This is a genomic window from Acinetobacter sp. 10FS3-1, from assembly GCF_013343215.1.
Taxonomy (GTDB): domain Bacteria; phylum Pseudomonadota; class Gammaproteobacteria; order Pseudomonadales; family Moraxellaceae; genus Acinetobacter; species Acinetobacter lwoffii_C.
Window position 1 is genome coordinate 1,355,559 of sequence record NZ_CP039143.1, and the last position, 16,484, is coordinate 1,372,042.

Consider the following 16,484-nt stretch of genomic DNA (forward strand, 5'->3'; position numbering starts at 1 on the left):
ATATAAGTTACTGTTATTTAATTTGTTATTCATTCAGTCTACACAGGAGATAACTGTGTAGACTATTGAGTAGTTTCAGGCTTAAAATGCAAGTGTCAAATTAGTAACTTAGGCCTGAAATGCAACTCAACAAGACGAATGTTGATGCTATTGCATTGACTGAAAAAGGATAAACTATCTGTCTTGTCTGGGATCTGATTGGTTTTTTAGTTTAAGCCACTCTCAGATTTACCGATTATATCTGGCCTATCAACAACCTGCGTGACCGAAGTATGCGTCGGGTTGTTATCTTGCTGTGTATCCTGCGCACAGCTCCTTCAGCTTTGACATAGCGAGTAGTATTGCCAAGCCTCATTATTTTAAAATAACTTTTAGCAAGGAGAAGGCTATAAAATGCCGTGAAGCTTTGATCTCTAGTAAGTTGGTAATCCTCCCGATCAAAGACTGGACTGCAAATGCTTTTCTGGCGTCAGCTGCGAAGCAAGTGTATGAATCTAAGAGTTAAAAAAGCCCTCAGGTTGAGGACTTTTTTTAATAATCAAGGCTTAATCGCGAGATTACTTTTGACTTTTCAGCTTCTTTTTCAATTTAGCCAACTTGTCTTTGTGTTTAGATATTTTCTTAAGGCGAGCTTTAATTTTTTGCTTCAGGGATTTTACTTGCTTAGCCACAATGTTGCTCCTCTGTTGGTATATCCGCTGACTGATTTTTTTTAATAAAACTACGGATGAATTTTCTTAACTCTCTAGCTGCGCTTGTATCCAAGCTATCACATAAGTGAATGAACTCATCACGCTCAGCTGTATTGATGCGAATTAAGAGCTGACCATCTTTTTTATTAAGCTTGGTTTTTTTGGGTAACTCAGTCATATCATGTTTCCCCACCAAAGCTAATAAATAAAATGTATATACAAAGTATATGCTGAACAGCATTTAGTCAATCACCTCTTATAAAACTCCAACAGTCAATATCCTATCCTGACTAAAAAATTCTGGGTCAAGCTACCATAACTCTTTGAAAAGAAATGATTATGTAGTTTGTATGGCCTGATAGTAAGTTTTTGTTGCTTAACTTCCATTGAATATCCTCCAAGCTGCGGCAGTTTTTCATTCTGTATAAAATATAATTAAATAAAGCCAACAAGTTAAAAACCTATATGCTCAGAGCAGATGCATTTCACGATAGGAACACAATCTTTTTAATGAGGGCTTTGTTTTTAAAAACTTAATACGCAACGCCAATATTCTTGAGCCTGAACACCCACTATCATGTTTATTCCCCTCAACCATAAATCACAAAGGAATAGCTATGACTAATCAGACAGACCAAAAATCTAGTCCGCAAAAAGAATCTAATGATGATAAAGGAAAGCAGGAGTCTTATAAAAATACAGAGCCCAAGAAAAAACCGAATGCAGAACCGGAGAATCCACTGAAAGAGCAAAAATAGCTGATTCAACTTTAAAAGCCCTCTGAGTGAGGGCTGATGATAAAAGTTAGATATGTGAGGAGTATGGATCATGAGGCTTAGATCAGCTTACAGAAAACTTAAGCTCAAGCTATCTAAACAGTTTTACAAAGCTATTGCTCATGGTCTGAAGTTTAAATGAATGAAAAATAGCCTAAGTCATATGGAAAGATCTGAGTGAATGCTATTTCTCATTCTTTGGAATTACTCCTTAAAAGTATCGTTCAACGCCGTTTGTACGGCTTCAACACGTGCCTTGCATGCTTTATAAGCGCTCATCGATTCTTCTACAATTTTCATCAGGTTGTCGATATCTGGTTCTTGCTGAGATTCAAGCAATTCAGCATTTTTTTTCAGGATGTTATAGCCTTCCTGAAAGCTTAAAGTGTCATGACTCATGAAAATTTACCTATGTAAGTTGTACGGAGAAAATACCATCGTGTAATTCCACTTGAACGGGTTGTTGCACATCTAGTTGACGGACTGAGCGAACCACCTGATCTTGCTGGCGTACAATGGCATAGCCTTTAGCGAGAACATGACGCGGATTTTGTAATAAAGTTTCCCGCATCAGGGCATCCAGCTGTTGGCTGATGAGTTGAGTATGTTGTTGAGCTAGATGCGAGGTATCAGCTTTAAGTTGTTCCACCATCTGCACGGCATAACTGAGTTGATGGCTGGCCAGATTTTGTATCAGCTTGAGATATTGATCATTCTGGTTTTGATAGGCCTGAATCTGTTGCTGGGAAAGACGCTGAATCTTTTGTAGGTTTTGCATAAGCGCCTGGATGAGCTCCACGATATGATTACGGATACCTGCAATAACTTTACTGGGTGTATCAAAGGAACGATGCGCGATTTCATCCAGAATTGTCCGGTCTTTTTCATGTCCAATGCCTACCCAAATCGGGACTGAGCGTTTACACAGCAGGGCAGCCAGCTCATAGTCATTTAAATAAGCCAGATCATTCACTGAACCACCCCCTCGAATGATAACGATCAGATCGGGTGCTTGGCTAAAAGTTTGTGCCCATTGTCTAAGTGCTTGGGCCAGACTTTGCATAATACTTTGCGGAGCCGTATTTCCCTGAAAAGTGGCGCTGTGATAAATAAACTGACAAACCTATGCACGCTGCAATGCATCTGCATCTTTCTTGAAGTCACCCAAACCAGCAGCATTTTCAGGGGCGATTACCAGAATCCGGTTCAGATCAAAAGGGGCCGGCAGTTTTTTATTACGATCAATCAGTTTCTCAACAGTGAGCTTTTCTACGATCTGTTGATAACGTCGGGCAATGTCACCTAAAGTATAGCTAGGGTCAATCCCTACAATATTTAAAGAAAAGCCGTATTGTGGGTCAAAACTGGCCTTGACCTTGAGCAGAACTTTTAAATCACAGCTGAGCTCAATTCCGCTGTGCCGCTCAAATTGGGTGACAATTTTTTGGGCACTAAATTTCCAGATTGTGGCACGACAGCTGGCAATGACCCGATCTGTTTCAGCTTCTTTTTCTGCCAGTTCCAGATAGTAATGACCCGCTTTTATATTCAAGTTACGAATCTCGGCGGTCACCCACACCGGCTGATCGAAAGTGAGTTTAACCACTTCCTGTACCGTAGACAGATATTCTTTCAGGGAGAGTTGAGCGTCGTTTTGCATGCCGGTATAAAGTGTATTATTCAATCGAATATTAAAGCAATATGGCAAACTTCACAAATCTCGAAGCTGATGAATGGGGCAAGTATTCCAGGATTTTAAAGCTTTTAAGCTCAATAAAATTGAGCATTTTATAAAATATGTAATGACATTATAATGTCTTTGTACTGTAAATTTCCATGGGTTTGATCAGTCATTATTCCGGAAATCAACACAGGAAGTCTAAATAGCTTTATATTCTTCAACTGATTTAAGCAATCATGTAGATCAATTAACAGATCACCACAAAATAGAATCCCCTTTTAGGAAAGAGACTCGGATTGAAAAATCCTGAGACAGGTAGGATTAAAAGAATGAGGGGTTGTGCTTTTAATACTCAGCTAAGCGCTTAATAATTCAAACGAAGGATAGATTCAGGATTATGCGGCTGTAGTACCGGAAGATTTTGATCTTGTCCTTCCATATAAGCATAATCTGCCAAACTTAGCATTTCTTCATCTTCTTCACTATTTCCATAAGCATAAATTTCAGTAAAGTTTTCAAGGGGATATTTTTTCATTACCCTGATTTTCTTTTGTTCTTTACTACAGTCCGCAGTACGGTACATGCCTGTTAAATAGTCATTTTGAATGTCAGTTTCGCTACAAATCAGGTCGATTTTCAGATAGTCACAAATCGGCTTCAAGTATAGATCTATGGAGGCTGACACCAGAACCACCTGATGGCCGAGCCGTTGATGCATTCTCAATTGCTCGAACAACTTGGGATTTAATTTAAAAACTAGCTGTTCGGCATAATCCTGAGCCAATTGCTGAATATCGGTAGCATTACTATTTTTGAACATGCTGGCATAAATTTTAGGGCGCATCGCATGAGCAGGATAGAGCTTGAGATAATAGGCCTGAATCCACGGCAAAATACGAATACCGCGTTTCAGAATATGCCTTTTCGACAATGCATGGAAGATGAACCCGGTAAAACTGTCATCAGGATACAGGGTGCCATCAAAATCGAATAAGGCTAGAGTTTGAGATTTTTGACTTTGCGTATGCATGTTTGATATCGACCATCGACACGAGTGGCAAACCAGTTGGTATTATAATCCCGGCTGAGCTTCGGACCAGAAATTACCACTTCCGGCATTATGGCATAAAATGGGGTTTTACCTGTTTTCTCTTGGTAAAGTTTACTGACGCCTCGATAGGTCATGGTGTTTTCAAAGCTTTCTTCTTTTTCTTTCTTTAAGTCGGCCCGAATCTGGCGTTCAGTAATAACAAAATTATTTTTTGCGAAAACATGGATGAGCTCACGTTCTGACTGGCTCTTCTGTGCACGTATGCCACCATCTTTATTATAAAGTAATAAATCCCCATCTAGGCTGAGCTTAGTCTCGGTCAGGCTATTGAGCATCTTCTGGAAGGCTGCATTTCGACTAGAATATTTACCTGAATTATAATCTGCAAAACGGTAAATCGGTTTGTCATAGTTTGTCGGATACATCATCAGCCGATGAATACCATAATATAAGCCGCCGTATTGGGTGTATAAGTCGCTGCGCAACGCTGCAATATTTCCTCCCTGACGCTTATATTCTTTGGCATAACTAATATGAACCTGCATGGAACCCAAGGTGGTGATCGGATTCAACTTCTCACCAATATTTTGACCGAACAGTTTGGCGGCACCCGTCAAGGCACTGACACGATAATGCTTGGCCATGTAGTCAAAAATTTCACGATACAGTTCATCAAGTTCACGTTCGGTTTTCACCCGGCGCATCTGACTTAGATAATTATCTTTTGGATCCGGATGGTTTCTTAGTACATCCTGAAAATAACCCGCCACTGTTCCACCAATCGATTCGCCCAGTTTATCCTTGAATTTTTCTTCTAGGCGATCCTGCACTTCCTTCACGGCTTTTTCACCCAAACCTGGAACCACAGGATCGGCAACAAAGTTAGATTCCTGATCCACCACAGCTACAATAGTACAGATATTCTCTTTGGTTTGAGGAATGCCGAGCTGCTCGGTAATGTCATAAATATCCTTGGCCCAAGACTCGCGGTCATTGACCCGGGCTGGAATGGCTTTACGAATATGTTCAACCTCAAGGGTGGGTTCATGATCTTTAGACCACCAGGAACCATTACCGCAGCCCAGCAAACCTAGAGATAGTGTAAGCAAAGACAGGGACTTGATAGAAAAAGAAAGAGCAGGTTTTTTGTTCATGGTGCCGTAAATCAATTGAAAAGATGAGTGAACAAAGCAGATGCAGTATACTATGCTCATCAAAAAAGTGATGATTTTATATGTATATTGGTCCATATCAACTGTCAAATAATTTGATTGTTGCCCCGATGGCGGGTGGGTTAGATTAATAATTATAATTAATATAAAACAATGACTTAATGATTTTTGTGTGGCGTAAGGCGTAAAAATGGAGTAAAAAAGTAGAGGTGAAATTAATTCACCTCACTCCAGTTTCTTTGTGATTCCTTTTGGAGGGAATCTAGCCAAACTGCGATATCGGTTAAGTTTACAAAGTATTCAGACTTATTGCCATCCACCTTAAATGCTGGAAATGGCAACTTACATTTAGCAGCTCGTTGTTTTGCTGCTCCTATATCCAGGTGAGGCATATAGTCTTCAATAATATCTTTTAACGCTACAACGGGTTTTTTATAGCGCAATATTAACATCATTGATGTATCGATCTGATCCGTCCTACTCATCGCTGCTCCCATTTAAGGCACCCCCTTTAAGCTTTGCTCTACTGATTCTGGTAAAGACTCACACGCTTGAGTGATTGCTTTATCAAAGCCGCGATTAGCAATAAAGGCATCCATTGGGTTATTGAGATCCAATATATGTGCATCTCTTTTACAAACCGGGCAGTTGCGGATTTCAATCTTAAGGCCGCAGTTATGACACTGAAAATTATTAATCATGGCTTTGCTCCTGTGTTTTTGGGGCTTCCGGCAAGTGCATCCAATACGTTACATCAGCTTCTTCAAATTCATCTAAAGCCATCACGTTGTAGATATTGAATAAATTGCTGCGAGTTTGCGACATGCCAAGCACTAATATATTTGCGGGTGGTAGCTTATCGTTAACGTTAATCCACTCCGGCACCGCTTGGACTTTGGCTGCCAACCAAGTTTCCCACTGGTTTTGAATACTAATATCGCAATAGATTACATTTCCATGTCCATCATTCACCGTGAAAAACATAACCTTTGGTGATCGATGTGGATGGGCTACGGTTTGAATATATTTTTCAAACGCTTCTCTTTCTTTCTGAATATCCATCACTTTCTCCAGATTGCTTCTTTAAACTTTGCATCAGTGAGCAACGCCTCTAATTCACCGATCCCAACATTGTTAAATACATGTGTCATCTTGGCCCCGAACACTGTCAGTGTCCGGGTTATCGAGGAGTAGGAATAACTCATGATGCCTCACCAGTACTAAGGAGGCGATCCAGTTGAATCCGACGCTGCTCGACAAGTTCCATTAATCTAGGCTGAATAACTTCATCACATGCTGATACATCGATTTCTAAGGCATCCAGTTCAGTAAGGTCTTCCGCTTTTTGAATACGTACTGCCAAAGAAGGTTGTTCAGTTGTCTTGTTGAGCTCAACCAAGCGTTTATGGGTTGCATCAATTAATGGTTTGCGCTGTTCTTCGGTCCATGCCTTTGTATAGCCCACCAAAGCATTTGCTTCAGCAGGGGTTGCTGCTTTACTTGCGCGGTTCAGCAGATCAGTAAGAAGAGTTTGGTATTCTTCGCCTGCATCTTGAGCTTTGCCCTGTATTAGCTTTTCAGCCTCTTTCTGTAGTCTTTTTGGCTCAGCAACACTTAGGTTTTCAGATGATTGTTCTTGCTCAACTGGTGCATTTAATATCTTTGAAACTGAGTCTGTAGCAGGGAAAAAGCTAATACGTTTATCTTTAATACGCTGCTTGAGCTCATCAAATTCCGTTGTATGCAGTTTTTCCTTATTACCATCCAGATTACGGTCAATACCTTGCAAAGCATACTCAGAATCACATTTATCAATTGCTTCAATAAACTTCTGAATCGCCGGATCTGTTTCATCTAACACCTCTTCAGCAGGAATAGATGGTGCTACTGATTCAGTTTTAATGGTCTCAGCGACTTCTGACTCAGGCTGCTTCTCAATATTTGGTACGGCAGTACCTGGACCAGTTGAAATGCCAGACTGTTCAGCATCTTCCTTGGCTTTTCGACTACGACGTTTCTTTTCAGGCTTGTAATGACTTTCTATCGTCAAAGGATAAGCAATGGTTCGTCCAAGGAGTCTACCAATTGCTTGCAGCTGTAATTCAGCATTTTCTTGATCCATTTGGGCAAAACCATTTTTTACACATTCAACATACTTGCCAGACAGTGAAGTGAATTGAGTATGTGCAATGTGGTCAGGGTAAACCAGGAAGATTTCCTGATCTTCCACGACATCATCAAGAGTTAAAGGCTTTGTAAACGTAATACCAGCCAGCTCCATGGTTTCAATCTTGATGCAGAACTCATAGCCTGGCATAGCAAAAATTGTGGCAGGGAACTGAGACAGATCATCAAAATCCACTAGCTCACCAACAGCGCGGCACATAATATTTCTGCCGGCCATCATCGCGTCAAAAGCTTCTTTGCTATTTAAAATTTTCATGCGTTCACCATTTCTTTTGCTATTTGTTCAATTTCTTGTTTAACCGCTACCAGCTTGCTGGCTTCTATTTGATTGAGAGCATCAAGCCCCAAGTGCTCACACACTGTTTTTGTATCAAGACCACAGGTATCGATGAATTCCTGTAGAGCGGCAAGCTGCTCGTCAGATATCCCGTTGAACTCTGGTGGATCCACCCAGGCATTGCGCTGTTTATCGAATGTACATTTCATTTCTAAAGCACGGCGAACCAGTTCAGCCCGCATGTTTTTGTAATACAGGTGAGTGTCGTTAAGTGATTCTGTAAGATGATTTAAATCACTGGCATACTGGGCTTCAGCACAGCTTTGTACCCAGTTTTCTAAATCTTCCTGAGCCTTGATTGCGGCCAGCTGGTCAGGTGTTAGGGTATTGATATGATCTTTAGCCTGCTTAATGAGATCAGCTAAAAACGTAGGATTAGTCTTTAGATCTGGTACCCAAACTTCGCCAGTTTCACCACCTAAACCACCTGCATTTTTGGCATGGTGAGTAGGGCAAGGCCTAAAGCTGATAACCCGCTCATGTTTACCTTCACCTGTTTGTACAGTGGTTAGGTAGCCCATTACGTCTGCAATGCGGTAAAGCTCATTACGGTTCTTACCACCCAGATCCGGTCGGTAAATTACCTGGTCACCATTTTGATCTTCTGAAGCATGGGCAATGAAAACTACGTCTTTACCTGAAGCAATCAGCGTATTCACATACTGTTTAAAGATATTGTTGGCCAAGCCTTGGGCTTTGAGTTTCAAAGAGCCATCTTTCTGTTTATTGGTCGCATTCAGCATCAGATGAGTCTTGATGCTTTCAAGCATTGCGCCCACGGTATCAATCACAATGGTCTTGAATGGTTCTAGATCCTGCATAGTCAGGTTGGCCACATCGGCCCATTGATTGACCTGAACCACAGCACCGCGACGCAATTCACCAGTACGGTGAGAGCCTTTGTCGAAGTCGAATGAAATAGCTTTTTCACCAGTGAAACCAATAGAAGTTTTACCCAAGCCTGGATCTGCATACAGATAAACAATGATGGCTTGGACAAGTAGCGGCTGATCCGCTGGAATAATATTAATCGCCATCTCAACGTACTCCTGCAGAACGGTTTTTACGCTTAAAGCTCTTATAGTCTTCCGATGCAAAGAAGCCGGTACTTTCTAAAACCTGATGACGTCTGTTTTTACGCATAGCAACACGCGCATTTTCCAGCCCATCCAAAATCCATTGCGGAGTAACTGATTTATCCATTTTTTTCAGCGAGCCATCAGGCTGTATGCAGTAGATAATCGTGTTACACAGATAGTCGGCAATAGTCCCGGAGCTTTTGACACGTAGGGCAAAATAGCTCGCACGAGTTTTGCCTACACGATAGATTTCAAGGCCCTCAAACGTCTTGATGTATTCAGAGAAATAACGATGAGTTGAGCTAAACTTTATCGGCATTGGGATGACAGGTAACTCATCTGCTTTGAATTGCAAGAAACCGGTATAAAGGTCTGCAAAATTAACTTGTGCTTGATCATTAAGAGGTGACCAGTCATCAGAGCCATATTCACACCAGTAAACTAACTGGCCATTCAACAGAGCTTCAAAAATTTGATCAGTGGACTTAAGAATCATGATTACGCCTCCACCAGGTTATTTTTTTCAATAAAAGTGGAGAGCAATAAGTTGATATTGCGATGGTCGTTTTGATCAGTGAAGTCAGGAAAAGTATTGCCGTATTTGTCGGTAATGTGGTCAATAGATAATTGGGTGATTTCAACAGCATAGAATTCACTACCTGGTACGCCGTAGCTGTCTTCAACTGTTTCAAAGTCAAAGCTCACGTCGAGTGTGAAGTCATCCAGGCGAATAACAGCAGTACCTGTGTTTTCACCAGATAGATCTATAGCAGCTACTGCCGAGAACTCGGGAATAGAGTTATGTAGAGCAGGAGTGCTGGCCGCCTCAGGCTTATAAGCGAATGTTAAAGCACCGATTGTCACGGCACCGGCAACAAGTGTTACCTTGAGGCTATTGAAAGGTGTTAAGGTTTTGTTCATAATCAATCTCGCTGTAAGTAAAGCACTCAAGACTTCGAACCCTTTGAGTGCTTTTTTAATGTCTACGAGATGTAATTTAGTATTTACTAAATATTAAGTCAATAGTATTTACTAATTTTTATTTAGTATTGGCTAAATAATGTGTTGTGATAGACAAAAGAAGACTTAATTTTTGGGAGTGAATTAGCATAGTCTTTAGTATGAGATGTTTAACTTCACCCTAAAGTTATGATTTTGTTATGTTATTATTTTTTATTTTATGAATATGTGTTTGATAATATGATGGAAAATAACGTACCAATATTTAAAGTTGGTCAAGTAAATGACATGCTAGGCAATACTTTTAGTGAGTTAGAAAGTCAAATTAATCAATACCTTGGTCAGAATATATCTATAAAAGGGAAGTTACTTAATGTTGAAGAGCAATTAAATAAATCTAGATATGCTTCAGTTTATCAGTTAAAGGTAGAAGATGAGACTGGCATCATTGAGGTTGAAATTTTTAAAAAATATATTGCTGATTTTAAGGATGGAGATTATGTCGAGTTAGTGGGGCAGCCAAAATTCAATCTATACAATGATATTCTTACAAAAAGATTCAGAGCCTTTTCAATAAGAGCAGCTGAAGCTGATAAGGATATTGAGCGACTACGGTCTGACTTAGATAGCTTTGATAAGTTAAAAAAATTTCCACCTAGATCTATTCCATTTCCGGATAAGCAGATCTTAAAAATATCCGTTATTTATAGCTCCGCGACTAATGTAAAAATCGCAGAAGATTTTTATAAACATTTGAGTGGATATCAAAATCATTGTAATTTTAATGAAATTACAGTTAGTTTGAGTGATGACTTAGCACTATCACAAGCTATTGATAAAGCTCAAGGAAGTGACATTGTTGTTTTAATTAGAGGTGGTGGTAGCCCAGAGCATTTTAAAATTTTTAACTCTGATCGTGTATTGGATTCATTTTCGAAGCTAGATGCCTATCGAGTAGTTGGGCTGGGACACAATACAGATGTTACATTACTTGACTATATTGCAGATCATTCTGCTTATACGCCGTTGGACGCAGGTATCCACTTAAGAGATCAAATTGAAAGGGTTTTATCTCGTGATAAAGAAGCTATTGAAACAGTTTCAAAGTTACAGAGATATCAGAGTGAAAATCGATATAAAGATACGGAGATTCAAAAGCTAAAGTATGAGAATCAAAAGTTGCCGAGCTTACAAGAGGTAACAAAACTTCGCGATGAAAAAGCACATCTAAGTGCGGAGTTAAATATGATTCGCAACAGACCTCCCGAAACTGATAATAAGATGATAGCTATCATTGCAGTAATAGCAGCAATTGTTGGCGTGGTTTTAGGTAAGTTTATGCTTTAGATATTTTTGAACAGGTATGAACTATAAGCAATGCCATAGTTCATACTTTTTAAATAGAAATGAGACTAGCAACTGACTTGGTCTTTTGCTTTATAGAAATCCAAAATTCTATCTAAATCACTTAAAAGTACTGCTTCAGTATATTTGGAACTAAGTTTAAGCATATTGGGGGCATAATTGGTTTTGTATTCATGAGGATAGTCTTTGCAGATGATCTGGGTCCGTATATCTTCAGGCGTGAATTCCGACTCTAATTTTTCAATATAACCACCAAGGGCACGGTCTGACTTCTCCAGTGCTATAGTTACTGTGTTGATATCAGTATCCTGCTGTTGCTGGCAGCCGGTGATAGCTAGAGAGAAGAGTAGGGTGGCGAAAGTTATTGTTTTCATGGTTTTGTTTTGTTGTTATTAATGGAGTCATTATAATAGAAGAAAAACCTATTGATAGGGAGGTAAAGGGAATTAAATATTTTTTGCAGCCCCTCGATGTCAGGCTTAAAAAGATATATCATATGCATTGAAATGAGGTTTATTTTAAATATGCAAATTGAAGCAGTAGATTTGTTCTGTGGTGCAGGTGGTTTAACTGCAGGACTGATTAAATCGGGAATTAGAGTAAAGGCTGGATATGACATTGCTAAGGAGTGTGAATTTGCCTATGAGTATAATAATAAGGCAACTTTTGTCCATAAAGATGTTGCAGAAGTAACAGCTTCCGAAATTTCGTCATGGTATTCAGAGGGTAGCGTGCGTCTACTCGCAGGGTGTGCTCCATGCCAACCTTTTTCTACCTATAACAAAGGAAGAGACACCACAAAAGATGAAAAATGGCCTCTATTGTATCATTTCTCTCGTTTAATTAAAGAAGTTAAGCCCGATCTGGTAACTATGGAAAATGTACCAGACGTGACTAAACATAAGGTTTATCATGATTTTATTGATGAGTTAAAAAAACTCGGGTATAAGATTACCGCACAAGAGGTTGCTTGTATTGATTACGGAGTGCCACAAACTAGACGCCGTCACGTGGTTTTGGCATCAAAACTTAACGACATCAAATTAATAGAGCCTACTCACACTCAACCAATCACAGTAAAAGAAACAATTTTTGACCTCGAGCCTTTACAGGCAGGCCAAAAATCAAAAAATGACCCACTACATGCATGCTCTAAACTTAGCGAGACTAATTTGAAGCGTATTAGAGCATCTAAGCCTGGTGGCACTTGGAGGGATTGGCCTGAGGTGTTACGTGCAGAATGCCATAAAAAGGAATCTGGTAAATTCTATTCTGCTGTATATGGCCGCATGCATTGGGATCAACCAGCCCCAACAATTACAACCTTGTGCTTTGGCTTTGGAAATGGTCGCTTTGGGCATCCAGAGCAAGATCGCGCAATTAGCTTAAGGGAGGCTGCTTTATTTCAAACATTCCCTTTAAATTATCAATTTACACCTATCGATAAACCTGTAATTTTTAATATGATTGGGCGAATGATTGGCAATGCTGTGCCTGTGAGATTAGGGGAAGTAGTAGGGTTGAGTATTACATCATCTTTAAAAAATATTTATACTGCTGTTTGAGCAGATGTCTTATAGCCTTGCTGACTAAGGTAAGCATCATACTGATCAATGATATATTTTAAATAATCTTTAACTATATCAATAAGCTTTCTGAAATCACTTGCTACGTGATTACTCCCGCACTCCGCAAATGAAATAGAGCCATGAGCTAACTTATTTCTTATCTCTTTAATTAAGCGAATCGGATTTTTATCATCTCTAAATGGGCGCATTACTTTTTGCTTTAATGGTGGAGATAAGCTGACATTAACACCAATGCTTTTACTTAATTTTTCTATTTCTGTAACATCCCAGTTTCCGCCACCGCCTGGCGGAATCCTAATATTAATAGGTTTTAAGTTAAGAACTTGCTCAAATAATAAGAGGGCTTTTTCAAGCCTTTTTTCGTTGGTTAGTAGTTCGTAAGGTGCTGCCACTGAAGTAACATACAATTTGCGCATGTTTTCGGTTAATAAATCTAATTTACCATTAATACCTAATGTTGCGTGCCTCTCAACTGCATCAATTAAAGTCGAGATTGTGGATTCTATCAAATTGTATAAATGCAGGTAGATACTAGAGTACATGATTTTCTGTTGCTCAGGTTTTACAGTATAGCTATTGCCATTGAAGTGCAACACAGCCCCTCCCAAACTAATCGCTACTTCAATGTTATTTACTAACTCAAAGTAGCTTTCAATATCATCAACTCTGTCATCAAATACTGAGCGTACCAACTCCAAGATCAAGCCTCCTCTAATAATGCATCACGCATATAATCAATTCTTCCGGTCAGTTTACGTCGCGCATTTGCACCATCAGAACTAACCTCTTTCTTAAATTGGTCACGCCCTAATATTGAGTTTGTGGTTTGAATATCCACACTTAAGTCAGGTTTTTCTTCTAGAGCAAAATGGGAGCCTAAAGCAATTGATTCATACCTAGCTCTAGGTGTTGTTTTAGCACCAGAGGTTTTTCTAAATCCTAACTCAAAGGACCTATCCACAAATTCAATCATTCTTTGGAAGCGTTTTTCATATTCCACTTCTAATTCAGGGTTTTCTTCAAATACATTGTTCATTTTTTTTATATATCTGAAGATAAATGGAGAAACATCATCTTTATAGCCATCTAATCCATCTGAATATGCGAAAAACCTGGCAACTAGCTCTTCAGCTTCTCTTTCCTTCTTCTGCTTAGAAGAAATAGGGGCTAATTTTACAAACAACTCATTCATTGCTAAGCGATTAACAAAGTCCATAAACTTACCACGAAGAGCACCACGTCTGACTTCCGCTGGGTTAGCCACCTTGCTACCTGTGTTAATCCTTTCGAATAAATCGACTCGAGCCTCCATGTCTGTATTTTCTGAAAGGATAATTCCCCTGATAGAAATATTTAAGATCTTCCTGCGTCTTGATAAAGGCAGGTCATTAAAAGTAGTGCCATTTAATAAGTCTAAACGCTCAAGACTCTCTAAAGTTAATCGTCCCCCTAAATACTCCTCAATAGTCCGTAGCCGTTGAGAACCATCTACGATTTCAAGCTTACCAGTCTCTCCATTCATCCAAAAAAATACAAATGGAATTGGCAAGCCAATTAAAATAGATTCAATAAATTTACTTTTTCTTGGAGTATCCCATGTAAACTCACGTTGGTAATCAGGAACTGTATATTCATTTTCAGCAACTTTTTTGGCTAAAATTTCAATTGTATACTCAGAAGTATAAAAATCTATTTTTTTTGAATAACTTTGAAGCTGTAACTCAGCCTCTTTAAGCCTATCTTCATTATCCATAATTTTTTCCAATTAGTTAAATAAAACAAACCTGCAAATTTTAGATATTTGCCAAAAAACACCTAGTGGGATTTAAATTTAATATCTAGTACCAATAAATGTTGTCTCATTAATCATATAAATTTATCTAGAGCGCAGCACTTAAACTCAATTAAGCGTGCTTACACCCCCAAACCACCAAGCCGCATAAGCGGCTTTTTATTTAATTCTTTCTCACTCTTGGTCTAGCGCGATAAACATAACGAACGCAGTCAACCACCTGGCCTACAAAAAGGCATTGATCATCTAACTCAATAATATTGGGCTTAAATTCAGGATTTAGAGCTTGAAGGTATCTTTTACCATTTGTTTCAATAACCAGTTTTTTGAAAGTAGCATCGTCACCGCGACGGACTACAATTATGTCACCAGACTGCATATCCCCATAATAGGCATCTGGATCTACAACGATGTAGTCGCCTTCCATGAAATCAGGGAAATTACTTAATCCCTGAACTTTAAGAAAAAAGCAGTTTGAACATTCATCTTCTGGCAAGGGCAACCATTCAGTTACTTCACTCATATCAACTGCTGCGACATTAGTAAAGCTACCAGCTTGAACCCAAGATAGAACAGGGGCCATACGTGCTTTAACTCTTGGGACGTTCGCCAAGCTTTCGCCCCCAAATAAATTTTTGGCAGGTTGTTGATCTAAGGTTCCAATTTCCCACCCAACCTTTCTCTCTAAGTTTCGAGCTGCGCGTTCACCAAAACTCCCATGACCTTTCACAAGTTGAGATATATGACTTGGATTAAGGTCGTAATGCTCACAAAACGCAGCATCCGAAGAAAATCCCTCAGATTTTAATTTGGCATCAATAGCCTGGCGCAGATTGGCGCGTCTTAAAGAAATTATGTCCATAGTGATATTTCATATAGTTTTTAGTAAAAAGTAAATTCGCAAACACTAAATCTTGATTGACTTATTAAGTAATAAAAATTAGTATTTACTAAATATTAGTAATTAGGAGATTTAAGATGTCTTCTGCTCATACAGCTGAACTAAAGAGCTTTCTTAATCGATTAGCCCCAACCGAAAGAAAAGCATTTGCAAAACGATGCCAAACCTCAATCGGGTACTTGCATCAAATCATGTACGGCAATAGCAAGTGCAGTGCTTTATTAGCAATAAGAATCGATAAGGAAAGTAATGGTGCTGTTAAGTGCGACTTACTGTGCCCAGAGGCGGATTTTAACTACATCAGGAATCAAGCCTTATCACTAACTGCTTAAACCAATTATCAATCAGTAATTATTTTTAATAAACGTGAATAAACAAAGGGATTCACACATGGAATTCAGTAAAGAAGCACAAAGCGCAATGTACAAGATGATCCACCAAACGCCGGGCATCGATCCTAAACAAATTGCTGATGTTTTGGGTGATTCACATAAGACTGTTTTGAACTATGCGAATCCAAATATGGATTATCTGCCAAGCCTGAAGAAATTCGAAATGATGCTTTCCTTCACTGGTAATCCAGTTGTTTTGCGTGCATGGGCGCATCAGCTGGGATTGGCTCTAATTCCTACTGGTTGCGATGGCAGTAAACATCATGAGTTATCAGTGATTGAAGCGATGATGCAGGGAAATATTTGCAATGGGCAGGCGAATCAGAAGGTATATGAGGCTTATGAAGATGGCGTAATCACACCGCAAGAATATGAAGAAATTCACAGCATCTTCCAGCGGATTATTGAGTTTGCCACAGCTGCAGATCAGGCAGCATTCAAACAAATGAAGCGCTACACATCAAATGCACAAAAAGAAAAAGCCTGATTTCGTGGATCAGGCTTTTGTAT

At 39.3% G+C, this 16,484-nt stretch carries 20 protein-coding genes and 2 pseudogenes; 6 read left to right on the forward strand and 16 right to left on the reverse strand.

Annotated features, from left to right (window positions below; genetic code table 11):
* Nucleotides 1–663: 663 nt before the first annotated feature.
* On the reverse strand, nt 664–870 hold the full coding sequence (locus E5Y90_RS06325) for a hypothetical protein (protein WP_174659717.1): 207 nt from the start codon (nt 868–870) through the stop codon (nt 664–666).
* 439 nt (nt 871–1,309) lie between these two features.
* Between E5Y90_RS06325 and E5Y90_RS06330 the strand changes: the two genes are divergently transcribed.
* On the forward strand, nt 1,310–1,450 hold the full coding sequence (locus E5Y90_RS06330; protein WP_162850572.1) for a hypothetical protein: 141 nt from the start codon (nt 1,310–1,312) through the stop codon (nt 1,448–1,450).
* Between the two features lie 222 nt (nt 1,451–1,672).
* Here E5Y90_RS06330 and xseB read toward each other — a convergent pair whose 3' ends face one another.
* From xseB to E5Y90_RS06350, 4 genes and pseudogenes are all read right to left on the reverse strand, one after another.
* A complete protein-coding gene (gene xseB / locus E5Y90_RS06335; protein WP_151207725.1) occupies nt 1,673–1,867 on the reverse strand; it encodes an exodeoxyribonuclease VII small subunit in 195 nt (64 codons plus the stop codon).
* Nucleotides 1,868–1,877: 10 nt separating this feature from the next.
* Nucleotides 1,878–3,128, reverse strand: a pseudogene (xseA, locus tag E5Y90_RS06340) (exodeoxyribonuclease VII large subunit).
* A gap of 385 nt (nt 3,129–3,513) precedes the next feature.
* Complete coding sequence (locus tag E5Y90_RS06345; RefSeq protein ID WP_174659718.1) at nt 3,514–4,179, reverse strand: HAD family hydrolase; 666 nt, start codon at nt 4,177–4,179, stop codon at nt 3,514–3,516.
* A complete protein-coding gene (locus tag E5Y90_RS06350; protein WP_174659719.1) occupies nt 4,146–5,354 on the reverse strand; it encodes a DUF1615 domain-containing protein in 1,209 nt (402 codons plus the stop codon). Before E5Y90_RS06350 ends, E5Y90_RS06345 begins: the two co-directional genes overlap by 34 nt.
* Nucleotides 5,355–5,434: 80 nt before the next feature.
* On the opposite strand from E5Y90_RS06350, the pseudogene E5Y90_RS17675 reads away from it, so the two are divergent.
* A pseudogene (locus E5Y90_RS17675) lies at nt 5,435–5,500 on the forward strand (hypothetical protein); the annotation flags it as partial.
* Nucleotides 5,501–5,587: 87 nt separating this feature from the next.
* Here E5Y90_RS17675 and E5Y90_RS06355 read toward each other — a convergent pair.
* The 7 genes from E5Y90_RS06355 to E5Y90_RS06385 all read right to left on the reverse strand — a co-directional run bounded on the left by E5Y90_RS06355 (nt 5,588) and on the right by E5Y90_RS06385 (nt 9,896).
* Nucleotides 5,588–5,869: a pyocin activator PrtN family protein gene (locus tag E5Y90_RS06355; RefSeq protein WP_174659720.1), complete on the reverse strand. Its 282-nt coding sequence runs from the start codon at nt 5,867–5,869 to the stop codon at nt 5,588–5,590.
* Nucleotides 5,870–6,073: a hypothetical protein gene (locus E5Y90_RS06360; RefSeq protein WP_174659721.1), complete on the reverse strand. Its 204-nt coding sequence runs from the start codon at nt 6,071–6,073 to the stop codon at nt 5,870–5,872.
* A complete protein-coding gene (locus E5Y90_RS06365; protein WP_174659722.1) occupies nt 6,066–6,434 on the reverse strand; it encodes a DUF551 domain-containing protein in 369 nt (122 codons plus the stop codon). Before E5Y90_RS06365 ends, E5Y90_RS06360 begins: the two co-directional genes overlap by 8 nt.
* Nucleotides 6,435–6,573: 139 nt before the next feature.
* On the reverse strand, nt 6,574–7,815 hold the full coding sequence (locus E5Y90_RS17465; RefSeq protein ID WP_228723978.1) for a hypothetical protein: 1,242 nt from the start codon (nt 7,813–7,815) through the stop codon (nt 6,574–6,576).
* Nucleotides 7,812–8,933 (reverse strand): ATP-binding protein, encoded by a 1,122-nt coding sequence (locus E5Y90_RS06375; protein WP_174659723.1) that lies wholly within the window; start codon nt 8,931–8,933, stop codon nt 7,812–7,814. Before E5Y90_RS06375 ends, E5Y90_RS17465 begins: the two co-directional genes overlap by 4 nt.
* 1 nt (nt 8,934) lies before the next feature.
* Entirely contained in the window at nt 8,935–9,471 is a 537-nt protein-coding gene (locus tag E5Y90_RS06380; protein ID WP_174659724.1) for a hypothetical protein, read from the reverse strand.
* A 2-nt stretch (nt 9,472–9,473) separates the two neighbouring features.
* Nucleotides 9,474–9,896, reverse strand: a complete 423-nt coding sequence (locus E5Y90_RS06385; RefSeq protein ID WP_174659725.1) for a hypothetical protein — start codon at nt 9,894–9,896, stop codon at nt 9,474–9,476.
* Nucleotides 9,897–10,175: 279 nt separating this feature from the next.
* Between E5Y90_RS06385 and E5Y90_RS06390 the strand changes: the two genes are divergently transcribed.
* A complete protein-coding gene (locus tag E5Y90_RS06390) occupies nt 10,176–11,282 on the forward strand; it encodes an exodeoxyribonuclease VII large subunit (protein ID WP_174659726.1) in 1,107 nt (368 codons plus the stop codon).
* 65 nt (nt 11,283–11,347) lie between these two features.
* Here the strand turns inward: E5Y90_RS06390 and E5Y90_RS06395 are convergent, their stop codons facing one another.
* Complete coding sequence (locus E5Y90_RS06395) at nt 11,348–11,674, reverse strand: hypothetical protein (RefSeq protein WP_174659727.1); 327 nt, start codon at nt 11,672–11,674, stop codon at nt 11,348–11,350.
* Between the two features lie 150 nt (nt 11,675–11,824).
* On the opposite strand from E5Y90_RS06395, the gene E5Y90_RS06400 reads away from it, so the two are divergent.
* Nucleotides 11,825–12,865 carry a DNA cytosine methyltransferase gene (locus E5Y90_RS06400; RefSeq protein ID WP_174660572.1) on the forward strand — a complete coding sequence of 347 codons (1,041 nt, stop codon included), beginning with the start codon at nt 11,825–11,827 and terminating at the stop codon, nt 12,863–12,865.
* Here the strand turns inward: E5Y90_RS06400 and E5Y90_RS06405 are convergent.
* The 3 genes from E5Y90_RS06405 to E5Y90_RS06415 form a co-directional block, all read right to left on the reverse strand.
* Nucleotides 12,850–13,587 carry an MAE_28990/MAE_18760 family HEPN-like nuclease gene (locus E5Y90_RS06405; RefSeq protein WP_174659728.1) on the reverse strand — a complete coding sequence of 246 codons (738 nt, stop codon included), beginning with the start codon at nt 13,585–13,587 and terminating at the stop codon, nt 12,850–12,852. The genes E5Y90_RS06400 and E5Y90_RS06405 overlap by 16 nt on opposite strands.
* A 2-nt stretch (nt 13,588–13,589) precedes the next feature.
* Nucleotides 13,590–14,642, reverse strand: a complete 1,053-nt coding sequence (locus E5Y90_RS06410; RefSeq protein WP_174659729.1) for a DUF262 domain-containing protein — start codon at nt 14,640–14,642, stop codon at nt 13,590–13,592.
* A 202-nt stretch (nt 14,643–14,844) separates the two neighbouring features.
* Complete coding sequence (locus E5Y90_RS06415; protein ID WP_151206193.1) at nt 14,845–15,543, reverse strand: LexA family protein; 699 nt, start codon at nt 15,541–15,543, stop codon at nt 14,845–14,847.
* A gap of 116 nt (nt 15,544–15,659) precedes the next feature.
* Between E5Y90_RS06415 and E5Y90_RS06420 the strand changes: the two genes are divergently transcribed.
* Both E5Y90_RS06420 and E5Y90_RS06425 read left to right on the forward strand, forming a co-directional pair.
* Nucleotides 15,660–15,914 (forward strand): helix-turn-helix domain-containing protein, encoded by a 255-nt coding sequence (locus E5Y90_RS06420; protein ID WP_151206194.1) that lies wholly within the window; start codon nt 15,660–15,662, stop codon nt 15,912–15,914.
* 58 nt (nt 15,915–15,972) lie between these two features.
* The gene (locus E5Y90_RS06425; protein WP_151206195.1) at nt 15,973–16,461 is read left to right on the forward strand and encodes a phage regulatory CII family protein; all 489 of its coding nucleotides are present in this window, start codon (nt 15,973–15,975) and stop codon (nt 16,459–16,461) included.
* Nucleotides 16,462–16,484 lie beyond the last annotated feature (23 nt).